Origin of the sequence: Actinomadura sp. NPDC023710 (assembly GCF_040639875.1) — a bacterium.
GTDB classification, from domain to species: Bacteria; Actinomycetota; Actinomycetes; order Streptosporangiales; family Streptosporangiaceae; genus Spirillospora; species Spirillospora citrea.
In genome coordinates this window covers 1-21,422 of record NZ_JBFAGB010000021.1, presented here as the reverse complement: position 1 = coordinate 21,422, position 21,422 = coordinate 1, and the positions used below count along the sequence as shown (strand labels likewise).

Annotated in this window: 20 protein-coding genes; 10 read left to right on the top strand and 10 right to left on the bottom strand. The window is 69.6% G+C overall.

Going from position 1 to position 21,422, the window contains the following annotated elements; all coding sequences use genetic code 11:
* Positions 1-237 precede the first annotated feature (237 nt).
* On the top strand, positions 238-828 hold the full coding sequence (locus tag AB0H37_RS23850) for a hypothetical protein (RefSeq protein ID WP_360615224.1): 591 nt from the start codon (positions 238-240) through the stop codon (positions 826-828).
* 670 nt (positions 829-1,498) lie between these two features.
* On the opposite strand, the gene AB0H37_RS23845 is transcribed toward AB0H37_RS23850, so the two are convergent.
* From AB0H37_RS23845 to AB0H37_RS23830, 4 genes are all read right to left on the bottom strand, one after another.
* On the bottom strand, positions 1,499-2,794 hold the full coding sequence (locus AB0H37_RS23845) for a tetratricopeptide repeat protein (RefSeq protein ID WP_360615222.1): 1,296 nt from the start codon (positions 2,792-2,794) through the stop codon (positions 1,499-1,501).
* Positions 2,795-3,255: 461 nt separating this feature from the next.
* Positions 3,256-4,248, bottom strand: a complete 993-nt coding sequence (locus AB0H37_RS23840) for a D-alanine--D-alanine ligase (RefSeq protein WP_360615221.1) — start codon at positions 4,246-4,248, stop codon at positions 3,256-3,258.
* Positions 4,245-5,384, bottom strand: a complete 1,140-nt coding sequence (gene alr, locus AB0H37_RS23835; protein WP_360615219.1) for an alanine racemase — start codon at positions 5,382-5,384, stop codon at positions 4,245-4,247. The genes AB0H37_RS23840 and alr overlap by 4 nt, the downstream gene beginning before the upstream one ends.
* Positions 5,381-6,034 carry a M15 family metallopeptidase gene (locus AB0H37_RS23830; protein WP_360615217.1) on the bottom strand — a complete coding sequence of 218 codons (654 nt, stop codon included), beginning with the start codon at positions 6,032-6,034 and terminating at the stop codon, positions 5,381-5,383. Before AB0H37_RS23830 ends, alr begins: the two co-directional genes overlap by 4 nt.
* Before the next feature lie 560 nt (positions 6,035-6,594).
* On the opposite strand from AB0H37_RS23830, the gene AB0H37_RS23825 reads away from it, so the two are divergent.
* The 3 genes from AB0H37_RS23825 (at position 6,595) to AB0H37_RS23815 (ending at position 8,298) form a co-directional block, all read left to right on the top strand.
* Positions 6,595-7,470, top strand: coding sequence for an SDR family NAD(P)-dependent oxidoreductase (locus AB0H37_RS23825; RefSeq protein ID WP_360615215.1), 876 nt, complete (start codon positions 6,595-6,597; stop codon positions 7,468-7,470).
* A gap of 9 nt (positions 7,471-7,479) precedes the next feature.
* Positions 7,480-7,965 carry a MerR family transcriptional regulator gene (locus AB0H37_RS23820; protein ID WP_360615213.1) on the top strand — a complete coding sequence of 162 codons (486 nt, stop codon included), beginning with the start codon at positions 7,480-7,482 and terminating at the stop codon, positions 7,963-7,965.
* A 102-nt stretch (positions 7,966-8,067) separates the two neighbouring features.
* Positions 8,068-8,298 (top strand): hypothetical protein, encoded by a 231-nt coding sequence (locus AB0H37_RS23815; RefSeq protein ID WP_360615211.1) that lies wholly within the window; start codon positions 8,068-8,070, stop codon positions 8,296-8,298.
* Positions 8,299-8,535: 237 nt separating this feature from the next.
* On the opposite strand, the gene AB0H37_RS23810 is transcribed toward AB0H37_RS23815, so the two are convergent.
* Positions 8,536-9,450 (bottom strand): LysR substrate-binding domain-containing protein, encoded by a 915-nt coding sequence (locus tag AB0H37_RS23810; RefSeq protein ID WP_360615209.1) that lies wholly within the window; start codon positions 9,448-9,450, stop codon positions 8,536-8,538.
* Positions 9,451-9,576: 126 nt separating this feature from the next.
* Here AB0H37_RS23810 and AB0H37_RS23805 point away from each other — a divergent pair, with 126 nt between their 5' ends.
* The gene (locus tag AB0H37_RS23805) at positions 9,577-10,455 is read left to right on the top strand and encodes an NmrA family NAD(P)-binding protein (RefSeq protein WP_360615207.1); all 879 of its coding nucleotides are present in this window, start codon (positions 9,577-9,579) and stop codon (positions 10,453-10,455) included.
* 258 nt (positions 10,456-10,713) lie between these two features.
* Here the strand turns inward: AB0H37_RS23805 and AB0H37_RS23800 are convergent, their stop codons facing one another.
* The 3 genes from AB0H37_RS23800 to AB0H37_RS23790 all read right to left on the bottom strand — a co-directional run bounded on the left by AB0H37_RS23800 (position 10,714) and on the right by AB0H37_RS23790 (position 14,001).
* Positions 10,714-10,881 carry a hypothetical protein gene (locus tag AB0H37_RS23800; protein ID WP_360615205.1) on the bottom strand — a complete coding sequence of 56 codons (168 nt, stop codon included), beginning with the start codon at positions 10,879-10,881 and terminating at the stop codon, positions 10,714-10,716.
* A 583-nt stretch (positions 10,882-11,464) separates the two neighbouring features.
* Positions 11,465-12,808 (bottom strand): FAD-binding oxidoreductase, encoded by a 1,344-nt coding sequence (locus tag AB0H37_RS23795; protein WP_360615203.1) that lies wholly within the window; start codon positions 12,806-12,808, stop codon positions 11,465-11,467.
* A 326-nt stretch (positions 12,809-13,134) separates the two neighbouring features.
* Positions 13,135-14,001: a haloalkane dehalogenase gene (locus AB0H37_RS23790; protein ID WP_329090686.1), complete on the bottom strand. Its 867-nt coding sequence runs from the start codon at positions 13,999-14,001 to the stop codon at positions 13,135-13,137.
* Between the two features lie 139 nt (positions 14,002-14,140).
* Between AB0H37_RS23790 and AB0H37_RS23785 the strand changes: the two genes are divergently transcribed.
* Together AB0H37_RS23785 and AB0H37_RS23780 are read left to right on the top strand one after the other, a co-directional pair.
* Positions 14,141-14,995: a MarR family transcriptional regulator gene (locus AB0H37_RS23785; RefSeq protein WP_360615201.1), complete on the top strand. Its 855-nt coding sequence runs from the start codon at positions 14,141-14,143 to the stop codon at positions 14,993-14,995.
* A 226-nt stretch (positions 14,996-15,221) separates the two neighbouring features.
* The gene (locus AB0H37_RS23780; RefSeq protein WP_360615200.1) at positions 15,222-15,578 is read left to right on the top strand and encodes a recombinase family protein; all 357 of its coding nucleotides are present in this window, start codon (positions 15,222-15,224) and stop codon (positions 15,576-15,578) included.
* On the opposite strand, the gene AB0H37_RS23775 is transcribed toward AB0H37_RS23780, so the two are convergent.
* Positions 15,557-15,916, bottom strand: a complete 360-nt coding sequence (locus AB0H37_RS23775) for a DUF4158 domain-containing protein (RefSeq protein ID WP_360615198.1) — start codon at positions 15,914-15,916, stop codon at positions 15,557-15,559. The genes AB0H37_RS23780 and AB0H37_RS23775 overlap by 22 nt on opposite strands.
* A gap of 330 nt (positions 15,917-16,246) precedes the next feature.
* On the opposite strand from AB0H37_RS23775, the gene AB0H37_RS23770 reads away from it, so the two are divergent.
* Both AB0H37_RS23770 and AB0H37_RS23765 read left to right on the top strand, forming a co-directional pair.
* Positions 16,247-17,638: a hypothetical protein gene (locus tag AB0H37_RS23770; RefSeq protein ID WP_360615197.1), complete on the top strand. Its 1,392-nt coding sequence runs from the start codon at positions 16,247-16,249 to the stop codon at positions 17,636-17,638.
* Between the two features lie 503 nt (positions 17,639-18,141).
* The gene (locus tag AB0H37_RS23765) at positions 18,142-19,515 is read left to right on the top strand and encodes an amidase family protein (protein ID WP_360615196.1); all 1,374 of its coding nucleotides are present in this window, start codon (positions 18,142-18,144) and stop codon (positions 19,513-19,515) included.
* Between the two features lie 240 nt (positions 19,516-19,755).
* On the opposite strand, the gene AB0H37_RS23760 is transcribed toward AB0H37_RS23765, so the two are convergent.
* Positions 19,756-20,331, bottom strand: coding sequence for a TetR/AcrR family transcriptional regulator (locus AB0H37_RS23760; protein ID WP_179834957.1), 576 nt, complete (start codon positions 20,329-20,331; stop codon positions 19,756-19,758).
* 88 nt (positions 20,332-20,419) lie between these two features.
* On the opposite strand from AB0H37_RS23760, the gene AB0H37_RS23755 reads away from it, so the two are divergent.
* A partial coding sequence (locus AB0H37_RS23755; protein ID WP_360615193.1) for a DHA2 family efflux MFS transporter permease subunit occupies positions 20,420-21,422 on the top strand: 1,003 nt, incomplete at its 3' end.

Below are 21,422 nucleotides of genomic sequence, written 5' to 3'. Positions count from 1 at the left end.
TGTTGGTGTGGTGTGGCGAGAATCCCACACCCTGCGCCGCTGGCTGGGCTTGCGCGGCATCGTCGATAGGTATCGCCGCCGCGGCATGGGTCCTCCGATCGGCTCGGCCGCCACAGTGCCAGTCGTTGCGTCGAGGCCATCGGGGCCTTTGGGTTGCTCCCGCAGATGCCATGCGAACGGTCCTCCGTGGAAACCGTCGAGTCGGACGGCCACACAAAGAAGAACCGGAGGACTGTCATGACGGAACTTCTCATCTTGCTGGTGATCTTGGGACCGGGCGGGGTGCTGTTCGCGCTACTGCTGTTCCGCGAAGAGATCGCCGGCTGGGTCGAGCGCCGCTGCAGGCGAGACAAGGACGATCTTTTCCGGATCCTCGCCTCCGCCCGGTCCGGCCGGTGGACGGTCATGATGGTCGACATCGATCCGGAGCAGGCGTACAGGTTGGATCCCCTGGCCCGGGGCCATGTCCAGGAGATCGCGATGAAGCGGCTCACCAGGCTCCACTCCCACCGGCGGGTTTTCGACATCGGCGAGGGCAAGTACTTCGTCCTGGTCGAGTGGAAGATCCGAGCCACCCCGGAAAGAGAAGGCCGGGATCTCGCCCAGCGCACCAGCGATGCGCTGACCGCCGACCTCAACTCCGGATTCAGCGGCCTGCCCGCGGTCATCGGGTACGCCGAGGGCGCGCTGCCTCGCAACCTCATCAAGCCGGCCGCAGATGCCACTCGCCGGGCGGCAATACAGCCGGCCTACGACTGCGCACTACCCATCGTTCGTCCCAACGCCCGGATCGAGCAGGACCGAGCCGAGACGACATCAATCGACTAGCCGCACTCGCGCGGCCAGTCCCGACGCGAAGGCGCGGGCGGGTCCCTAGGATCCCGCCCGCGCCTTTCTACTCGGTGTTCGCTGGCTCGGGCCAAGCCCGCCGCTCACATATTTGGAAACCGACTGCCACGCCGAACACCTGGCCCAAGCCGCCGACGACGCCGACCAGGACTTACCGTCGCCGGTTCCGACGGCGCCAACGTCTTGCCTCCCCGGCTTGCTTTCGCCCTAGGAGCAGCCCTGGTCGGCTCCCATCTGATCGGCCAGCCGCCGCTCACCTACCTGACATGGTGGCGGACGGTCACCCCTGACGCCCGTGTATCGACACGGGCGCCCACGCAAGGAGATCGATCCCCATGAGGCGCCGTCCGGTCGCGGCGCGGGGGACCTGGCCGCACTTGGTACTGCCTGGGTCCGCCCGCCCAGAGTTTCGTCGCACGGCTCCGGTTCCGTGAGCAGGATGGCGGAGCCTGGTACCGGGGCTGATCGAGGTCGATCTGACGAACTCTGGCCGTAGCGGACCACCAGCGGCGCGACGCCAGCGCGGCCAGAGCGGTGCCGGGGGGTTGAGCAGTACGTCGTCGACAGAGGACACCCGGTCCAGCCGCAGGACGTACTGCGCGGCCGGCAGCCCCAGGTAGCTCCCAGGACGCCCGTGCGGTCGCGGTGATCAGCTGGCCTTGCCGCGCGCGATGTAGACGTTCATGTCGGTGAAGTCGAGGGTGATGTTGTAGGGCTTGTAGAAGGAGTGGAAGAAGCCGCCCAGCGAGTCGAACCCGTATTCGTCAGCCGGCATTTGTGGGGCCGAGTTGCAGTAGACCTCCCTGGCGTCGGCGTTGCCGAGGCGGATCTCCGTGGGGTAGCAGGGGTAGACGACCGTTGGGTGGCTGTGGCCAAAAGTCTCGAGCGGGCGGTCGTAGTCGGTACGGATCCGCAACTGCTTGGCCACCTCTCCCTTCACGACCGCGGCGCACTCGCTGATTCCGCCGATGTTCACGCCCACCACACGTGGGCCGGAGCCGGCGAAGCTGCCCGTGCTGTGCACATACTGCTCACGGGCCAGCCACAGCGGCAGCGGCTTCGCGCCCGCCCGGATGGCGTCGGCGCGTACCTTCCTGGCCACCTCGGGGGTCCGGCGGCGCAGGATCAGCGACCGGCCCGCGTAGTCGAAGGTGGTCAGCAAGTGGTAGAAGACCCACGTGCCGATGAGACCGTCGCTGGGCCCCACGGGCGAAGCTTGGTCCGTCTCCGTCCAGCCCACGGGGATGTTGCGCAGTTCGATGCCGCCCAGCTTGAAGGAGTCCAGCACCCCGAAGTACATCCATGCGGTGCCGTCCAAGTAATCGATCTTTTGCTGGGCCACGGCGCTCAGTCCGGCTTCCTCGGCTGCCTCTGGGGATATGTCCAGCCACGGGGCGCCGGTGTAGAACGAGAAGCGCTTCGGTGGTCCGCCGTTGACCGAGGCCTCTACCAGCGGTGACGGGTCCATCTGCTGGAATGGCACCCGCGCGATGTCGCCGTGGATCTGATACGACTCGCCGAGGACTGCCGCGAACCATTTGGCCCGGGTTTCCTGGCCGGCCGCTTGCCAGCGTGGTGCGGCGAGGGAGAGTTTGTCTTGCCGGGTGTAGCAGTCGGCCAGGAACCGGTTCGTCTGCTTGTCGTCGGGCGCCAGTTTGAGGGCCATCGTCAGGTATTTCTCAGCGTCGGGGAACTTGTTGCTCAGTAGCCCGACGTAGCCGCGCTGGCGGGCCGCGTGCAGGTTCGCGGGGTCCTTTTTCAGGATCTCCTCGTACGCGCGGCCGGCCTGCTCGAACTTCCCGGCCTTGAACAACGCATCCGCGTCGCTACTGCCGGCTTGCGCCGTCGCCGCCTCGCCCAGCAGCGGTGCAGACGCGGCGGAACCGGCCACCACGGCGGCGGCCCGCAGCAGCGAACGCCGGCCCCATTCTCCGTCATCAGCCACGGCCTTCTCCCTTTCGTGATCACCTTCCGAAGCCGGGGCGCCATGCCCTCGGCACGGACCGGTGTGGTCCATGCCTCCACTGAAGAAGAAAAAGTGTTGCGGTGGCGTATGTGATTATCGATACGCCCGCGATACACCCAAGCCCCAGCATCAAGGAATCGGCGCAAGCCGGCAGTGAGTGGATCCCTCCGCTGGTGATCGCGACACCCCCGGCTACTACAGGTGCTGAGGTGACTCGTCGGTGAACATCGCGCTGCCGGGCATCCACGACGAGTTCGCCGTCACGCCCACAGAATCGTTGTTGCTGGAGGAGTCGACGGGCCGTTCGGGGCCCACTAGATCGTCGATTGGAAACTCGGTCGCCGGCTCCACGAGAGAGACTCCGCCGGTGGCCCCCCGGCACGGTGGCCGCGGTCTCCTCTGCTTCTCAACGTCGTCCCAGCCTTCTCGGGCCGGCCGGGTCAAGGCTTCACACACTCAGCGCCCGGGCTCGCGGGTTCGGGCACCGTGGCGGCGTCGACCAGGCGAGCGACCAGTTGCTCGTAGGGCAGTCCGGCTGCGGCGAACATTCTGGGTACCTGCGAGGCGGCGGTCATTCCGGGCATGGTGTTGACCTCGTTGAGGACGGGTCCGTGCTCGGTGAGGAAGAAGTCGACGCGGGCGACACCCGCGCAGCCGAGCGCGTCGAACATCCGCAGTGCCGCACCGGTCAGGGCTGTCCGGTCTGCGCCGTCGATGTCGGCGGGCACGCTGAACCGGGCTGAACCGTCGTACTTGGACCGGGTGTCGAACAGGCCGCCGGCGTGGATCTCCAGCGGCGGTGACGCCCAGCGGCGGCCATCGGCCTCACGCAGGACGGCCACATCGATCTCCCTGCCCGCGACGACGTCCTCGATCAGGATCCGGTCGTCGTATCGCGCCGCACAGCGCAGCGCGTCCCGTAGCTGGGTGGCGTCGCGCGCCAGGGCGACACCGAAACTCGACCCGGCCGAAGCCGGCTTCACCACCACATCCGTGTCGAACCCGATCTCGGAGATCTCGTCCGCCGCCGCCAGCCGCCCGGGAGCGGTGTCGATCCCGACGGCCTCAGCCACGAGCTTGGTCGCCCACTTGTCCATGCCGAGCGCGCCGGCGCGCAGGCCAGAGCCGACCATCGGCGTGTGGGTGAGTGCGCACAGTGCCGCGAGGGTCCCGTCCTCGCCGGACGGACCGTGGACCGCGGGAAAGACGACGTCGACGCGTTCGATGACGCTCAGTGCCGCCGCCAGGGAATCGGCGGCCCGCGACCCGAGCGCGTCCGCCCCCCGCCTCCATGTCCCGGCGCGGTCGATGGTCAGCTCGTCAACGTCGAATCCGCTGGAACGCAACGCCCCTGCGACCGCCGTGGCAGTGGCCAGGGAGACATCGTGCTCGGCGTTCTCCCCGCCTCCGATCACCACGATTCGCCGTGTCATGCGACGCTCCTTTTCACACGCGGCCCGAGGCCGGTGACAATGGTGTGCGGAATGGTCCCGGCCCAACGAGCCCAGTCATGAATGGTCGGGGTCGCGCCCCCGCCCGGGCCGAAAACGGTCGCGGACGTGCCCGCCGGAAAGGACTCGGCACCGGTGTCGATCACGATCTGGTCCATCGAGACCCGGCCGACGACCGGGAAACGGCGCCCGCGGATCTCAACGCCGGCCTGGCGCGAGCACTCTCGCGGGATCCCGTCGGCGTACCCGACGGGCAGGACGCTCAGATGGGTGGCACGATCGGTGACATACGCGCCGGCGTAACCAACCGGCGTACCGGCCGGCACCGCCGCCGTGTGCACGATCGGTGCGGTCAGCCGGGACGCGCCGTGCAGCTCCAGGGTCTCGGAGGGATCGATACCGACCAGTCCCGCCCCGACGCGGACCATGCCGAAATGGGTCGCCCGGTCGGTCAGCGTCCCCGACGTGGCCGCGAGATGGGCGAGCGGCGAACCGAGCTCCGCCGCTCGGACCGATTGCCACGCCTCGCGCATGCCGGCGACCGCCGGCGCGTTCGCCGCGGGGTCCGCCCGGTCGGCCAGCGGAAGATGGCCCATGACACCCACCACGCGGATCCTCCGAGCCTGCTGACCCCGCCGAGCCAGAGCGGTCAGTTCGCCCCACTGCCCACGGGGGCAGCCGCCACGGGACATCCCGGTGTCCACATGTAGGTGGACCCGCACCGCCGACGCAGCCGTCGACGCGGCCTGCGCGAGAAGCACGCCGAGCTCGTCCACCGACCCGACCGCGACATCGACCCTGGTGGCCGCCGCAGCCTCGGCGTCGATCCCGCAGGGGTGCAGCCAGGTCAGGATCGGCACCGCCAGCCCCGCGGCACGCAACGCCGAAGCCTCAGCGACACTGGTCGTCCCGAGCCACCCGGCCCCGGCGGCGACGGCGGCCTTGGCCACCGTGACGGCGCCGTGGCCGTAACCGTCGGCTTTGACCACGGCCATGATCGTGCTCCGAGTCCGCACCTTGATCTCGGCCACGTTCGCGGCCACCGCCTCGGACAGCGTCTGCAAGGTCGGCGGCCGGAAACCCGATCGGCGCGGGGGCGCGACCTGCACCCGATTCACAGCCGCATCCTCGGGTCCTCAGCCGGATCCGCATACATCGGCCGGCAACCGTCGTCGACAGCATCGGGACGCAGTTCGTCATGCCAAGACTCATTGCCATAGATCTGACCCAGCCCGTATGCGGCGCCGTGCTCAGACAGCCGAGCCGCGGCATCCGGATGCGGCAGCCGGACCGGCTCGACCGTGTGTTCAAAATGCCACCACTCGTTGTCGTAGACGCGGTAGAGCCCGTACCGCCCGCCGTGCTGGTCGAGCCACCGCGCGCCCTCGGCCGGCAGCACGTCGAGCGCGAGCCCCCGCACGTGGCCGGACTCCTCCGCTGGCAGCACCCGGCGCCGCGCCGCCGACACCGAGCCGGTGCGCCGCACCTGCTCGGTGAAGATCCGGTGCTGTTCCGCCGCGTCCCGATATCCCGAGGTGAGGCCGATCAGCTGCCCGTCGCGCCAGAACGCCTCGGCCCGCGCGTGCGTGAACGCCGCCAGCGCGTCCGGCATGAGCCCGCGGAGATCCTCGGCAGGAAAGCGCAGGCCCAACGCCCACTGGCAGGCCAGGAAGCGGGCGCGGCCCGGTGCGCGGCAGAAGGCGATCGGCACCAGCGGCATCGCGACGAGTCGAGTGACGGTCGCCAGGACGCGCGCTTTGATCGCCAAGGGTGGATTGGCCACACCTCACCGCCGAAGGGTCGGGCCGTACGCACGGCCTCGGTCGGCCAGAGCCGGGCTGAGCGGAGGGCGGACATCAGGCCGGCGATCGCTGCACCGAGGATCGCCAGACTGACGAGCCCAATCCTGCGCGCACGAGGGGTTGGCGCTGACAGTGATGCGGTGGTTCATGCCTCCACTGAAGACGGGACACTGTTGCGGTGGCGTATGAGGTTTTCGATACGCCCGCGATAGGCGGGAACCCCAACATCGACGACCTGGCGCAAGCGACAGTGAGATGGTCCCGCCACCGGTGATCCCGACAGCTCGGCCACTGCAGGTGCTGAACGACTCGTCCTAAGCACCTCCACAATCCAGGGGCCAGCCGGACCTTAACGACTCTCCGCTCCCGAACATGTCTCCAGCCGCCAGGTCTCCCCCGTTTGGGCTGGCAGCACGGACCCGGGCGGGGGGCTGGAGATCCCAGGGTTCGCGGCGGACTGAAGAATCCTCAGCGAACCGAGGCCGCGCTTGCGTTCGAGCGCGCTCGAACTCCTAGCGTCGCCGGCATGACATCTCAACCAGGGACTCAGCGGACATGGATCATCACCGGCGCGTCGGCGGGCTTCGGCCGTGCCATCGCCGAGTGCGCGGTCGGGCGGGGCGACAACGTGGTGCTGGCCGTGCGGCGGCCCGGGTCGGTGGCCGACTTCGCCGACGCCCACCGCGACCAGGTGCTGGTCGCCGAGTTCGACGTGCGTGACACCGGGCGGGCCGGGGACGTCGTAGGGTCGGCGGTCGACCGGTTCGGTCGGGTGGACGTGCTGGTGAACAACGCCGGCCGCGGGGTCGTCGGCGCGGCCGAGGAGGTCGGCGAGGAGGAGCTTCGCGCGTCTTTGGAACTGCACCTGCTGGGGCCGGCGGCGCTCGTGCGGGCCGTCCTGCCGTACTTCCGCGAGCAGCGGTCGGGCACGATCGTGCAGATGAGCAGCCAGGGCGGGCGCATCTCCTTCCCCGGTGTCGGCGCGTACTCGGCCGGCAAGTTCGCGCTGGAGGGCTGGTCGGAGGCGCTGGCCGGCGAGGTCGCGCCGTTCGGGGTCCGGGTGATGATCGTCGAGCCGAGCCGGTTCCGCACCTCGTTCAACGCGCCCGACGTGCTCGGGGTCGCCGACGCCAGCGCCGTCTACACCGGGCTGCTGGGGGCCGTCCGCAACGACATGGCCAGCGCCGACGGGATTCAGGAGGGCGATCCGGTACGGGCCGCGGAGATCATCGTGGACCTGGTCGCCGGTGACGAGCTGCCGCTGCGCCTTCCGCTCGGGCGTGAGGCGGTCGAGCGCATCGCAAGGTCCTACCGGCAGAACCTGGAGGAGCTCGAACGCTGGGCCCCTACCGCGCGTACCGCCGACTTCCCCGGCGCCCCCGCGTCCGCCCGGCCGATCTAGAATGTCGCCATGGCCACCGACGATCTGATGTCGAGGGCACTGGCCGCCCTCGACGAGGTCGACGGCCCGATGTCGGTCGAGGTGATCCACCGCCTCGTCGACGTCAGCGCCGCCACCGACCCCATGACCATCACCGAGGTCGCCGACCTGCTCGACATGTCGCCGCACACGCTGCGCTACTACGAGCGGATCGGGCTGGTCGAGGTGGCCCGCGACGCCAGCGGCCACCGCAGCTACGACGCGCAGGCGGTACGCAGACTGGTGTTCCTGACCCGCATGCGCCTGTCCGGGATGGCCATGCGCGACCTTCAGCACTACATGCGGCTGGCCGACGAGGGCGAGGGCACCGTCCCCGAGCGCCTTGACCTACTGCTCGAACACCGCGACACGATCCGCCGGCAGCTCAAGGAGCTGACCCTGTCGCTGGCGGCGACCGAATACAAGATCGCCACCTACGGCGGCCACACCGGCCCCTCGTCAGCGCGGAAGGCCTGACCCGTCGCCACCGAACCGCGCCGAACGGGTCCATCACTCCCAGTCGGCACGGTCACCCTCGTCTTCATCACCTGGCCAAGACACCGGCTCGACGCGGAGGTCATGATCGGCGCCGACGGCATCCATTCGCGGACCCGGCAGATCATCGACCCGGACGCACCGAAGGCCCGGCACCCGGGCATCGTGGGGCGGCGACGAACGGCCTCGCCCGACTCGCGGCTCCTCACCCCGTACTTTCTGCGGAGGGCAGCCAAGGGCGGGATCGGATCCCTCGATTGGATTTTCGACCACCGGATCGACTGGGCCGGGCGGGTCGACCACGCCCGTGCGTGAACGTCTCTCGGGGCACCTGGTAAAGGCCCGCTGCGATGCGGGCGCTTGGCAGGTTCCGTTGGGGCCGCCCGCTTCGGGGCAGCACCTACATCGGACGGGGATAGCACACTAGGCCGGCTGGGAGAAGCGTGGGTGCTGAACGAGGCCCGCGTGGGGTCGATGGCATGCGTTCTGTTCCGTTGGAGAATTAGACCCTTTGACGACAGGACGACGGGGAATGAGCCTGGCAGATCAGCATCACGCGCGGCGCCGGTCGCGTGTTGCGGTCGGCGCGGGCGGCTCTGCCTGGGCGTCCTGGGCAGCTGCGACCGCGCAGGCTGCGCGCACGAAGGCAGCTACGGCTGGGGAGCGGGCGTCCTGCGGCCAGGCGACGGCCAGGGTGGAGTCGGGAATGTCGGTGACCGGGCGGTAGGCGATTTCGGGGCGTGGGTAACGCTGGGCCACCGAGGCGGGGGCGAAGAAGACGATGCTGCCGGTCTCGACGAGACTGAAGATCTCCGACAGGTTCGAGGCCGGCCGCAGCGTGTCGTGTCGAGAGCGGTGTTCGACGGGCCGCGCGCGGTTGGCCGGTGTCCCTCCCAGAGTTTCGCGGCCCGCCAGGTCGTCCAGGCGGAGGGCGGTCCGAGCGGCCAGCGGGTCGGCGGCCGCGAGGGCGACCAGGACCGGTTCGGACAGGAGCGGTTCACTGTCCAGGCCGCGGTCGTCGAAGGGATGCAGGACGAGTCCCACATCGGCGCGGCCGTCGCGCAGAGCCTGCGGCTGCTCACCGAACCCGCCGAGGATCAGTTCCGGCGTCAAGGAGGCGCCGCCGGCGTTGTAGGCGTCCAGGATCTGCGGCAGCAGGCCGCCGTCGATGTCGGCCTTCAAGGCGATCCGCAGTCGCGGCGAGGTGCGCCCTGCCTCCCGGACCCGGCGGGTGGCGGCTGTGACCGCTTCCAGGGCGGTCCGGGCATCGCGCAGGAGAATTTCTCCAGCTGCGGTCAGGTTCACCTGCCGAGTGGTCCGTTCGAACAGTCGCACCGCGAGTTGCCGCTCCAGGTCGCGGATCGCGCGCGAGAGCGGGGGCTGCGCCATGCCCAGCCGGTCGGCGGCGCGCCCGAAGTGCAGTTCCTCCGCGACCGCCACGAAGTAACGCAGCTGCCGCACCTCCACATCACTCATACCTCCAGGGTATCAATCTGGCAGAGATTGATCCTTCGCCTCACGCATCGCGTTCGGTTGACTCGACACACGGCGTCTCACTCGTTTCGCCCGATTCACCCTGTATGGAGGCATGTCGTGATCGTCGTCACCACACCGACCGGAGACATCGGCCGACAGCTGATCGACCGGCTCCTGGCCGCTGGGGAGGCGGTCCGTGTCATCGTCCGCGATCCCGCGCGGCTGCCGGAGCACGTGCGCGCCGGAGCCGAGGTCGTGCAGGGCTCCCACGGCGACGCCGACACCATCGCCAAGGCGCTCGACGGCGCCGACCGGATGTTCTGGCTCGTGCCCCCGGCCGACTTCCACGATGCCGGCGACGCCAGGCACTACTACCTCGAGTTCACTCGGCACGCCGCCCACGAGGCCGCGAGGCGGGAGGTGCTGATGGTCGGCGTCACGTCCCTGGGAAAGGGATACGCAGGTGAGGCCGGGTTGCTGACGGCCGCGTTGGAGATGGACGCCATGATCGAGTCCGGCGGCGTCGCCTACCGGGCCCTGGCCCTGCCGTTCTTCATGGAGAACCTGCTGCGCCAGGCCCCCGCGATCAAGCAGGGAACGATCGCCATGGCGAACGACGCGGACCGGCCCCTGCTGACCGTCGCCACCCAGGACGTCGCGAAGGCGGCCGCCGTCCTTCTCCTCGACGCCTCCTGGAGCGGCCGGGCCCGCGTCCCCGTAGTCAGCCCCGACGCTCTGACCCCGGCGGCCATGGCCGAGATCGTCTCCAAGACCCTGGGGAGCACGGTGGACTACCGCCAGGTCGCCCTCGCCGACTTCCAGTCCATGATGGTGGAGCGCGGCGCGAGCCCTGCGCTGGCCAAGGACATGGCAGACATGGTCCATGCGCAGAACGACGGTATCTACGACGCCGAACCGCGCGAGGGGGGTTTCGCCGCCGAGACCGGGTTCCGGCAGTGGTGCCAGGACGTCCTCAAGCCCGCCCTTGCGGCCTGACCCTGTCACGATCAGTCCCGACCGCACGCGTCGTCGTCCTCGTCAAGCCCGGACACGTCCGGGTCGTCCAGCGCGCCGACCGCCGGGGTCGAGGCGGCGGAGCTGCTCGGCGCGGTACAGACACCGACCGGTCGGCACGGGGGTGTTCATCGTCTCCGCCACCTACGCTGCCTTCCGCGAGGGCGACCGTGTGATCCGTACCGTGCTTCTTGGAACCCGAGCGCAGCCGCTTGAGCAGCGTGAGGCCGCCCGCACCGCCTACCAGCCCGGCCGCGAACCCCGGGGACGCAGGACCCGCCGAGCGGTGCCCAGTGCGCGGCGTACATCGCCGGGGCCGCCGTCTTTGTTCCCCACCAGCTCCCAGTCGCCGTCCAGCAGCGTCCAAGCCGCGATCAGCTCCTCCGGCCCCCACTCCCGAAGCGCCATGTACCCATTCGCTCGATCGGCCCCCAAAAGTCGGGAAACCCTCGAACGCCCATCGATGCGCTACCGCGCGGTAAAGCCGACTTGCAACTGATCACTAACCGCAACCGTGACCTCTCAACCAGCTACCTGGCGGCTGGGGACACGTTTGGGAGCGGAGGGCCGTCTCGGGGCTTGAGCGACAACCTCTCGGCCAGTGGCGTTAGGGAGCGAGCGGGGCCGGAGTTACCGCCATCCGCCGCGGCGATGCGGGCGGGCTCGTCAGCGACTGCGGTGTCGGCGGCCCGGGTCTTGCTGGGCGAGGGCCGCGCCGACGGCCTCGGCAGTGACGTTGGTGTAGATGGCCAGGCTGCGGATGTTCTCGTGTCCGGACAGCGCCATGCCCGGCAGGGGCTGGTCTTGTATGTTCCTTGTTCTAAGCGCCTTCGTTGGTGGTGGGTCTGGTTGCGGTAAGCAGCCGTTTGCGTTCTGGGGTGTAGTGCCACCATGGGCGGGCGGGTCGTCCTTCGGCCTGGCATGGCCCCGCACCGCGTCGGAGCGAGGCCCTGACCTGAACGGCCGGGGGCGCGCGGATCCGGCCGCGCCGTCATGCCGGCGCCCCCTTCGGGGGGATGTTGAAGTTGATCCGGAAGACGTTGCCGGGGTCGTAGACGGCTTTGAGCTCGGTCAGGCGGGTGTAATCGCCGGGCCGGTAGGCGGTGCGGACGATGGCCGGGTCGGTGTCCTCCACACCGGCGAAGTTGATGTTGGTGCCACCGGTGCTCCAGGGACGCATGCCCGCTAGGAACCGGTCGCGCGCCTCCCGGCTCCCGGGGGCGGGCGTCGCGCCGGTGAACAGGGAGAACGCCGCGTCCCTGCCGCCGACGCAGTTGGGGAGCTCGGGCGGGCGGGCGTAGGCGCCGCCGAAGTGCCGCAGCTCGGTGATGAACGGCGGCTGCGCGTCTGGTCCTGCGTGGGCCAGGAGCGTGTCGACCGCGTCCTTGCCGATCTCGTGCAGGAGCACGTTGCGGTCATAGGCCGCGTAGGGGGCATCGGTGGGCTCGTGGTGGATGGTGCCGACCTCGGCGTAGGGGATGTCCCGCAGCGTGTCCATCAAGGTGGAGCCGATCTCCCGCAGCGGACGCACCAGTTCCTCTCCGCTTTCGGTGTCGCTGAAGGCGATCCGTACATGCGTGACGAACCTGCCGCGCAACGGCGCCGGCACGCCGGGCAGGTCCGGGTTCTGGGCCAGCAGCACCGAGGAGGCCATGTGCTCCGGCAGCGAACGGGTCCATTCGGCGTAGGCGTGCAGGACGTCGCCGGTGGCGTCGGCGGGGAAGTAGAGGCCGCCGCCGTACAGCCGCGACACCGGGAACAGCTCGATCTCCATGCCGACGACGACGCCGAAGTTGTCCTTGCCGCCGCGCACCGCCCAGAACAGATCGGGGTCGCTGCCAGGGCCGGCCTCGCGCAGACGGCCGTCGGCGGTGACCACGCGCAGCCGCCGTACGTGATCGGCGGCGAAGCCGAAGCGGCGGCCGAGCAGGCCCGCGCCACCGCCGGTCGTGTACCCGACCGCGCCCACGTTGGGGCTGGAGCCGTTGAGCGGAGCCAGGCCGTGCGGGGCGGCCCGCTCCACGACCTGCCGCCAACGCGTCCCTGCCTCCACCCATGCGGACCTGGCCTGCGGGTTCACCTCGACACCGTTCAGCCGCCCGGTGTTGATCAGCACGGCGCCGTCCGCCGCCACCGACGGGCTGTGGCCGGTGGCCATCACGCCGACAGCCCGGCCCTGCGCCACCGCCATCCGCACGGCGGCGACCACGTCCTGCTCACCGGCCACGCCGACCACGCACGCCGGACGCGATTCCACAGCCCGGTTGAGCCCCACCCGCTCCTGGTCATACGCCTGCTCACCAGGTCGAAAGATCTGGTCTGGAGATAGGTTCATGCAGGTCAACGTATCCACGCAATGGACGGCGGTCTTGTAGGAACCGGACACCATGCGCCTGGCGAAGTCACCGACCCCGCGATCCGCACCGCCCGAAACGGGGGTCGACCAGCATCGGAACGAAAAGTCGCGTTAGCGGGCCTGGTGGCGTCGGCATAGCGCGGATGGTCGTTTCGATCCGGGTGGTGCGCTCAGGAGGGGTGGTCTGTGACCAGTTCGATCTCGATGGCCAGGACTCCCAGCGCTTCCTTCTCCGGGCCGTAGATACGGCGGATGTTGGCGAGCTGCTGGTCGCGCTGGTGGCGTTGCAGCTGCGCCGGGCCAGCTCAGATGAGGTGATGGCGGTTCAGCCAGCCGGCGATGGCCTGGCCGATGGCGTGGGGCTGGTCCTCGGGAGCCTGGTGGCCGGCGGGTCCGATCCCTTCGATTTCGAGGGCGGCGATGTTCCGGCGAGCCCAGTCCACGATCTCGGGGGAGGCGATACCGACACCCTCCTCGACCGTGAGGAGAAGTTTGGGCACCTCGGGGCTGCCGGCGAGCCATTCGCCGTAGGTGTCCATGCGCTCGGCCACATCGGCCGGTTCGCGGTCGTAGGGAATCTCGCGAGGCCACTGGAGCAGCGGAAGGCGCGACGCAGGGTCGGTGTAGGGCGCGCGGTAGACGTCGTGGTCCTCTGGGCTGAGGCCTGTCTTGATGGCGAACGGGTGGGGCAGGGCGAACTCGATGGCGGCATTCTCCTCCAGCAGTAGCCGCTCGCCGAGCCCGGGGGTGCGCAGCGCCTTGGAATGGTCGATCACGTCCTGCGGCAGCTCCGCCCACATCTGCGGCCGCAGGAACGTCTCCAGGACGGCGACGCCGCGCACCTGGTCGGGGTGGCGTGCGGCACGGTCCATGGCCAGTGCGCCGCCCCAATCGTGGCCGACCAGGACGGCCTCCTTCAGCTCCATGGCTTCGAACCACGCGTCCAGGTAGCGAGCGTGGTCGGCGAAGCGGTAACCGATGTCGGGCTTTCCGGAGGCGCCCATCCCGATCAGATCAGGGGCCAGGACCTTGGCGCGATCGGCGACGTGCGGGATGACGTTGCGCCAGATGTAGGACGAGGTGGGGCTGCCGTGCAGGAACACCACGGGCGACTCGCCCTGCCCGGTCTCTGTGTAGGCGAGGTGGGAGTCGAGGACGGCGACAGTGTGCATGATCGTTAGACCCTTCGCTGGTTTGGCACCTGGAATCTAGATCTGCACTCCTCCAACTGTCAACTTCCCAACTAATACTGATGCAACCATCATTGACAGAAGCATCAGCCTGCTAACATCACGCCCGGAGGTGAGGCTCGTGCCCGACCAGGCAGGAAACGTCGTCGACGACGAATCCGGACCGCTGCATGCGACCACCGGTCACCTGATGCGCCGCGTGTTCACGACCGTCACCGCTCACGCCGTGAAGGACGGGCCCCAGTCGCGCGAGTTCGTGGTGCTCGACATCCTCGCCGACGCGGACGCTCCCTCCCAGCAGGACCTCGCCCACCGACTCGGCATCAACCGTACGATCATGGTCAGGCTGCTCGATCGGCTCCAAGAGGCGGGCCATATCGTCCGCACTCGCAACCCGGCCAACCGCCGCACCTACATGCTGTCGCTGACCGAGGCGGGCCGTACCGCCCTGGACGGCATGCGCCAAGCCGTCGCCGACAGCGATGCCCGGGTCACCGCCGCGCTCACCGACCTCGAACGGCGGCGCCTCACCGCGCTGTTGACCATGCTCGTCGCTGACGACGGGCCATCCGCCATCCGCAGCATCGAGCACCTGATAGCTCAAGCCCACTACCGCCTGCGCCGTCTTGGGGATCATCGGCTCGCGGCGCACGGCCTGCGCACCCGCCACTTCGCCTTGCTGCCCGCGCTGGACCGGCTCGCCCCCTGCCCGCAAGAGCAACTGGCCCGATACCTGCACGTGACCGAGCCCGCCATCGCATCGCTCATCGAGGAACTGGTCCAGGCCGGCATCGTGTCCCGCGGCCAGGACCCGCACGACCGACGCCGCTATGCCCTACAGCTCACCGACCTCGGCCGCGCCCGCATGCCTGTAGTGCGTGAAGCCCTGGAGAGCATGGAGCGCGACATCGACGACGTCCTCGGCCCGGACCGCGCGCAAGAACTTCGCGCCCTTCTCACCAAGCTCTTGCCGTAAGCAGATCGACACACCCCGCCCCATCTCGCAGCAGTAGGGCCAGCGTCGCCGGCGGGCGGCTGCCTTGCAGGCGCGACTGCAGTAGCGGGCGTCGATCGGGTGTTCCGTTAGGGGATCCTCTACCGGAACACCTGCCGACCCAGACGGAGCCCCAGGTCGGGGTGTTCCGTAAGGGTGTTCCGCGAACTGTCCCGGTGACGGGGGGCTATCCGGAACACTTGAGCGCGTGAACGCCGCGAACGCCGCAGCTTCCGGCACGGCCCACGGTGCCGTCGGGGTCGGGTACGCCCGCTGCTCCACCGACGAGCAGGACGTCGTCGTCCAGACCGAGCAGTTGCTCGCACCCGGTGTCCCGGCCGATCGGATCTACATCGACCGGGGCTTCTCCGGGACCACCCGCCGCAACCGCGGCGGCCTGGACCAGGCCCTGGCGGCGGTGTGGCCGGCCAGCGTGTTCACCGTGACCAAGTTCGACCGGTTCGCCCGCAACATGGCCGAGGCCAACCAGATCCTCACCGACCTATCCGACCGGGGCGTGCTGTTCGGGCTGGGTGGATCGGTCTACGACTCGGCCAGACCGTAGCTCCGGCGGATCTCCCACTGGTGGTCGAAGCGAGTCTTGGTCCGCTCGGTGTACTTCTTCACCTGCGAGGCGTCAGCGATCCCGAGTTGCTCGGCGACGAAGTCCAACACCACCCCGGGGACATCCAGCGGATCCTCCAGGAACGCCCCGACCCAACGCACCGTCACGAGCTGGAGGCTGAAGCCGAGCCTCATATGTTCACCGCGGTGCCGATCAACGAGCGCCCGATCGTCGTCATCGAGGAAGAACACCCGCTCCAGATCCGCCCGCGACGGCGCACCCGTGTACCGGCCGTACGCCGTCGCCTCTTCGTCGGTCAGGAAGTCCACCATCGGCATACATCGCAAAATAGGACCGACCTGCAAGTAGCCAACCCAGAGCTACCGAACCGGCACTGACCGCATCGCGCCAAACCGGGCCGCCGACACCGCAGTCGCTGACGAGCCCGCCCGCATCGCCGCGATGGATGGCGGTAACTCCGGCCCCGCCCGCTCCCTTAACGCCACTGGCCGAGTGGTTGTCACTCAAGCCCCGTCGCCCCACGATGGCTCTAGATGGAATCTCGGTAGCCGATAGCACTTAACGCCAGTTAAGTGCTCTCTTTATCGCATCATACGAAACGTTTCCGGAAACGATTGCCTGATGCGAATGAATGCTAGGGTCGGGTCGTGATCGACCAGGACACTGAGCATGAGGACGGGCCCGCGACCGGCGACTCCGAGACGGACGCCGCGCCACGCGACATCGACGAGGTCGAGGGCCACGCTGCGGCCGCGCAAGTCGGGGGCGCCGGCACCGCCGAGGACCCGAGCGCCGACGGGGACGCCGGCGGCGATTCAGTGGCCCCCTACGGGAGGTGCCTGCACTGCGACGACCCGCTTCCGGCGCCGCTGCGCCGCGGCGGCCGTCGACTGGAGTACTGCCCCGCCCCCAAGAAGTGCCGCAGCCGGCACAACAACGCCCGCCGTAGCGCGAGCCGCAGCGACGCCGCCGCGGTGCTGCGCTCGCACGACCAGGTGGCGGCCCGGACGGCGCCCGCCTTGGCCGACGTGGGCCGGTTGCTGATCGAGCACGCCGCCCGCCACCAGGCGCTGCTGGACGAACTCGGCGAGCGCGAGGAACTGGAGAACCAGATCGACGCGCTCACCGATCGCAACGCCGCCGTGGAGGCCGATGCCGGCCGCCGCATCCGCCAGGCCACCCAGCACGCCGATCAACGCATCGCCGAGGTCGAGGCCCAGGCCGCCCGCGATGTCGCCGCAGCCGAGCAGCGCGCGCATATCGCGCTGACCCGCGCCGACGACGCCGACGAGCGCGCCACCGAAGCGCAGCGGCTGGCCGACCAGCGGGTCGCCGAGCACGACCTGGCCCGCGGCCGCGCCGAGGAGCAGGCCGCGGGCGCCACCCGCGACAGCGAACAGGCCCGGCACGCCCAGGCCGACGCCGAAGAAGCCCTCAGAGGCGCCGCCGAGGAGTTGCGGGCCGCCGAACAGCAGATCTCCCGGCTCAGTGCGGCGCTGCAGACCGCCACCGACGAACGCGATGCCCAGCAGCGCCGCGCCGAGCAGGCCGAGCAGCGCGCCACCGCTGACGCGGAGACGCTGCAGCAGACCAAGTCCGCGCTGGCCGACATCCGCCGCCGGCTCATCGACGCGGAGGCCGCTCACGAGGCCGCACTGTCCCAGGCCACCGCGGCGTCCACGCGAGCCGAGGAGCTCCGAACCCGTGCGGACAACGCCGAGCAGCGCGCTGACCGGGAAGTGCGCCGCGCCGACCAGGCCACCACCCGGGCCGACCAGGCGGCCGACCGCGCCGACCGCTTCGCCGCCGAGACCGACCGGCTCCGGACCGCGCTTCACCTGCCCCCGGTCGGTGACGTCGACGGGGTCCCCGGCGTACGTGCCGGAGGCGCCACCGTGACCGCCGCCTCCGGACTGCTCCAGTTGGCGGGCGTGCACCAGCGACTCGACTCTGATGCCGCCGGCGAGCTCGCCCGCGCCATGCTCGCCCTCGCCGCGCACGTCCAGAGCCGGAGCGATGCAGCCCGAAGGTCCACCTGACCTGCAGCCCGGTCCGGCGTGGGCGTCGGCGACGGGAGATCCAGGCTGTGGATCCCGCTTTCTGAAGGCTTTGGCGATTTCGAGCGGGCGCTCTGACCACGCCGACACCCACCTATTCGGTGTGAATTCCAGCCATGGCAGCATGCGGAACTGCGGCGCGGCGCCGAGGCCCCCGGCCGTGACGCCGCCCGGCTTGGGGGTCTTTGCGTACTAACCGCTTAAAAGGCCCGCCTGGCCGGCAAGGACTACGCCAGCGTCGGTCGGCATATCCACATGGGCCAATAAAGGCCGACCGATACCTGAAATCGCAGGCCACAGCCCCTCTTCGACCAGCGCGCTCAGAGAGCGGATGCGACTTCTTTGACGCGGTGCTCCTTTTCTGGACTGTTCTCAGTGGTCGCCTAAAGCGGCCCCGCCGTACGGCGGACGCAAACCAGACAGGAGGAGGGCCGATGGAAGCGGCCTTTTTTGAGGAGTTGACCATTCGCGATCTGCTTCGAGCGATGGCGGCCGGTCTGCTGACCGCGGAGGAGCTCACCACCCGATGCCTGAAGCGCATCGAGCGGCTGAACCCCGTACTGCACGCGGTCATCAGCGTGAATCCGTACGCGCTGGCACGGGCACGCGAGATCGATCGTCTGCGGTCCTCGGGCTTTCCGCTCGGACCGCTCGCCGGGATTCCCGTCCTGGTGAAGGACAACATCGACACTCTCGGTCTGGCCACGACGGCGGGTTCCGAGGCTCTGCGTCACGCTTACCCGTACCGCGACGCGGAGTTGGTGGGGCGACTGCGCAAAAGCGGCGCGATCATTCTGGGCAAGACGAACTTGTCGGAGTGGGCCGCCTACCGCACCTCTGCCCCGCACAACGGCTGGAGCCCGGTCGGCGGTCAGACACGGAATCCCCACGTCCTGGACCGGACACCCTTCGGGTCTTCGGGCGGTTCCGCGGTCGCGGCGGCGGCGAGTCTGGCCCCGCTGGCCATCGGCACCGACAGCTTCGGCTCCATCATCGCGCCTTCCGCGACGAGCGCCGTGGTCGGCTTCCGACCGTCCCTGGGACGGGTCAGCGGGGCCGGCATCGTGCCGATCTCGCCGCACCAGGACACCGCCGGGCCGATCACCCGGAACGTGGCGGACGCCGCCGCGGTCTTCGCGGTGATCGCGACACCCCGCTTCGCCTGCCGTCTGGAACCAGACCTTCCGGCTGGGACCAGGATCGGCGTGTGGCGCGGGAGGAGGTCGGCCGGCAGCCACCCCGACGTGGATCGTGTTCTCGCGGAAGCCGCGGCGAGGCTGGAGGAACTGGGCGTGACCATCGTCGAGGTGGACGTGCCCGCACCCGACCCGTCCGGGGTGCTTCCCTACGAGTTCAAGAGGGGCATCAACGCCTACCTGAGCTCGGTCGGGGGCGAGCACCCTCGGAATCTCGACGAGCTGATCGCGTTCAGCCATCCGGCCGAGCGGAGGTCCGAACTCGGGGTCACCAGGTTCGAACGAGCGCAGGATTCGGACCTGGCCCGTTCACCGCGGGAGTACCTGGAGGAACGCCAACGGATCACCGAGGAGACTCGCGGAGGCGTTGACGCCCTCTTCGGGCGCCACGGCCTCCACGCGATCATGGCTCCGTCCAACGGCCGGGCTCCGAAGATCACCGAGCGCGGCCACGCCTGGGTGTTCTCCGGCGCTCCGGCGTCGGTGGGCGGGTATCCGAGCATCACGGTACCGGCGGGTTACGCCGACGCCCGGCTGCCGCTGGGCGTCTCGTTCATGGGTCGCAGGAACCGCGACGAGGAGCTCCTGGGTCTCGCCTACTCCTTCGAGCAGGCGACCCGAGCCCGCAAGCGGCCCCTGTACCTGCCCGCGCTCCCGGTCTGACGACCGGGCACGTTCGGCAGGTGAACATTCGCCGGCCCCAGCCATCCGCTGGGGCCGGTCCCTTTCGCCTCTCCCCCAGTTCCCAACCACAGGACGGCTCCGGCTGCCCGGGGCGCTGAGCTTCTCCTGCACCTGAGCACCCCTCGCCAATCCCCCACGCACTGCTCCGCCCCGCCGGCGCCACGGACTGCGAAGGTATGCACCGCCCGGCCGATCCGCGTCTCCGCCGGAAGGCAGAGATCAGGCCTGCCCCAGCAACCGGTCGACCAGGCCGGCGATGTAGTCCGGGGTGAGCGGGCCCGCGCCGAACAGGACGCGGATGTACATCGGGGCCATGATGTGGTCGAGCACGTCCAGCACATCGGGTGGATGCTCGCCGCGCTCGCCGGCGCGGTCGAGCATGGCCTGCACGAACCGGGTGCGTTCGGCGAGAAAGTCGTCACGCGCCTGCAGACCCCGTTCGCCCCTGTTCGACAGGGCGACGGTCAGGCGCAGCACCGCCAGGCCGTCGGGTCCCGTGATCTCGCGCGCCACCTGGGCCGCGTAGGCGTGCAGGTCACCGGCCAGGCTCCCGGTGTCGGGCATCGGCGACTGCGCGTTCAGGCGCGCGAGCGCCACATCGGTGAGCAGGGCCTCAAGGGTGCCCCACCGGCGGTAGACGCTGGTGTCGGCCACGCCTGCGCGGGCCGCGACGTCACCGACCGTGAATTCGCCGTAGCCGCGCTCGCCGACCAGGTCCGTGACGGCCTGGTGCACCGCCGCCCGGACCCGGGCGCTGCGCCCGCCGGGCCGCCGGACCGGCCATCGTTCCTCCATGCCCCCACCTTAGCGCAGCTCGCAGTTGCGTTTACGGGGCCCGGCGTCTAAGGTCCTAACGCAGTAGGGAACTGCTTTAGGAGGACGGATGAAGTCTGCACCGCCGGTGGCCGTGCCGAACCGGGCGGCGTTGCTCACGGTGACCTGCCTGGGGCAGTTCATGGTGCTGCTCGACAACACGATCGTCGGTGCGGCGCTGCCCGACATGCAGGAGCGGCTGCACACCCAGCTGACCGGGCTGCAATGGATCGTCGACGCCTATGTGCTGCTGGTCGCCATGCTGTTGCTGTCCGGCGGCGTCTTCGCCGACCGCTTCGGCCGCAAGAGGTTGTACCTGGCCGGCGTCGTGGTGTTCACCGCCGCGTCCGTCCTGTGCGCCGCCGCGCCCTCGATCGGCTGGCTGATCGTCGGGCGGGTGCTGCAGGGCGTCGGGGCCGCGGCGCTGAGCCCCGCCTCGCTGACCCTGCTCGCCGCCGCGTATCCGGTTCCGCAGGAGCGGGTCAGGGCGATCGGGCTGTGGGCGGGATTCAGCGGAATCGGCCTGGCCGCCGGACCAGTCGCCGGTGGTGTTCTGGTGGAGGCCTTCGGCTGGCCCGCCATCTTCCTCGTCAACGTGCCCGTCGGCGCGGTCCTGCTGGTCGCCGGCCTGCGCGTGCTGGACGAGTCCCGCAACCCGAGCGCGCCGGCGATCGACGTCCCGGGAACGGTCCTGTCCGTCCTGGGCGTGGGGGCGCTCACCTACGGGCTGATCGAGGGCGGCTCCCGTGGCTGGACCTCGCCTGTGATCCTGAGCAGCTTCGCCGCCGCGGCCGTGATCTTCGTCTTCTTCGTGCTCGTCGAAGGGCGGGTTTCGGCACCGATGCTGCCATTGCGACTCTTCCGGCAACGGCTGTTCACGGTCTCCAACACGGCGATGATCGTGGTCGGTTTCGCGCTCATGGGCTCGTCGTTCTTCTTCTCCCAGTTCTTCGTCTACGTCCAGGGCAGCTCGATCCTGCGAGCCGGGGTGCAGACCCTGCCCGCCACGCTCGCGATGGTCGTCATCAGCCCGTTCGCGGGCCGGTTCGCCGCCCGGTACGGCTTCCGGATCA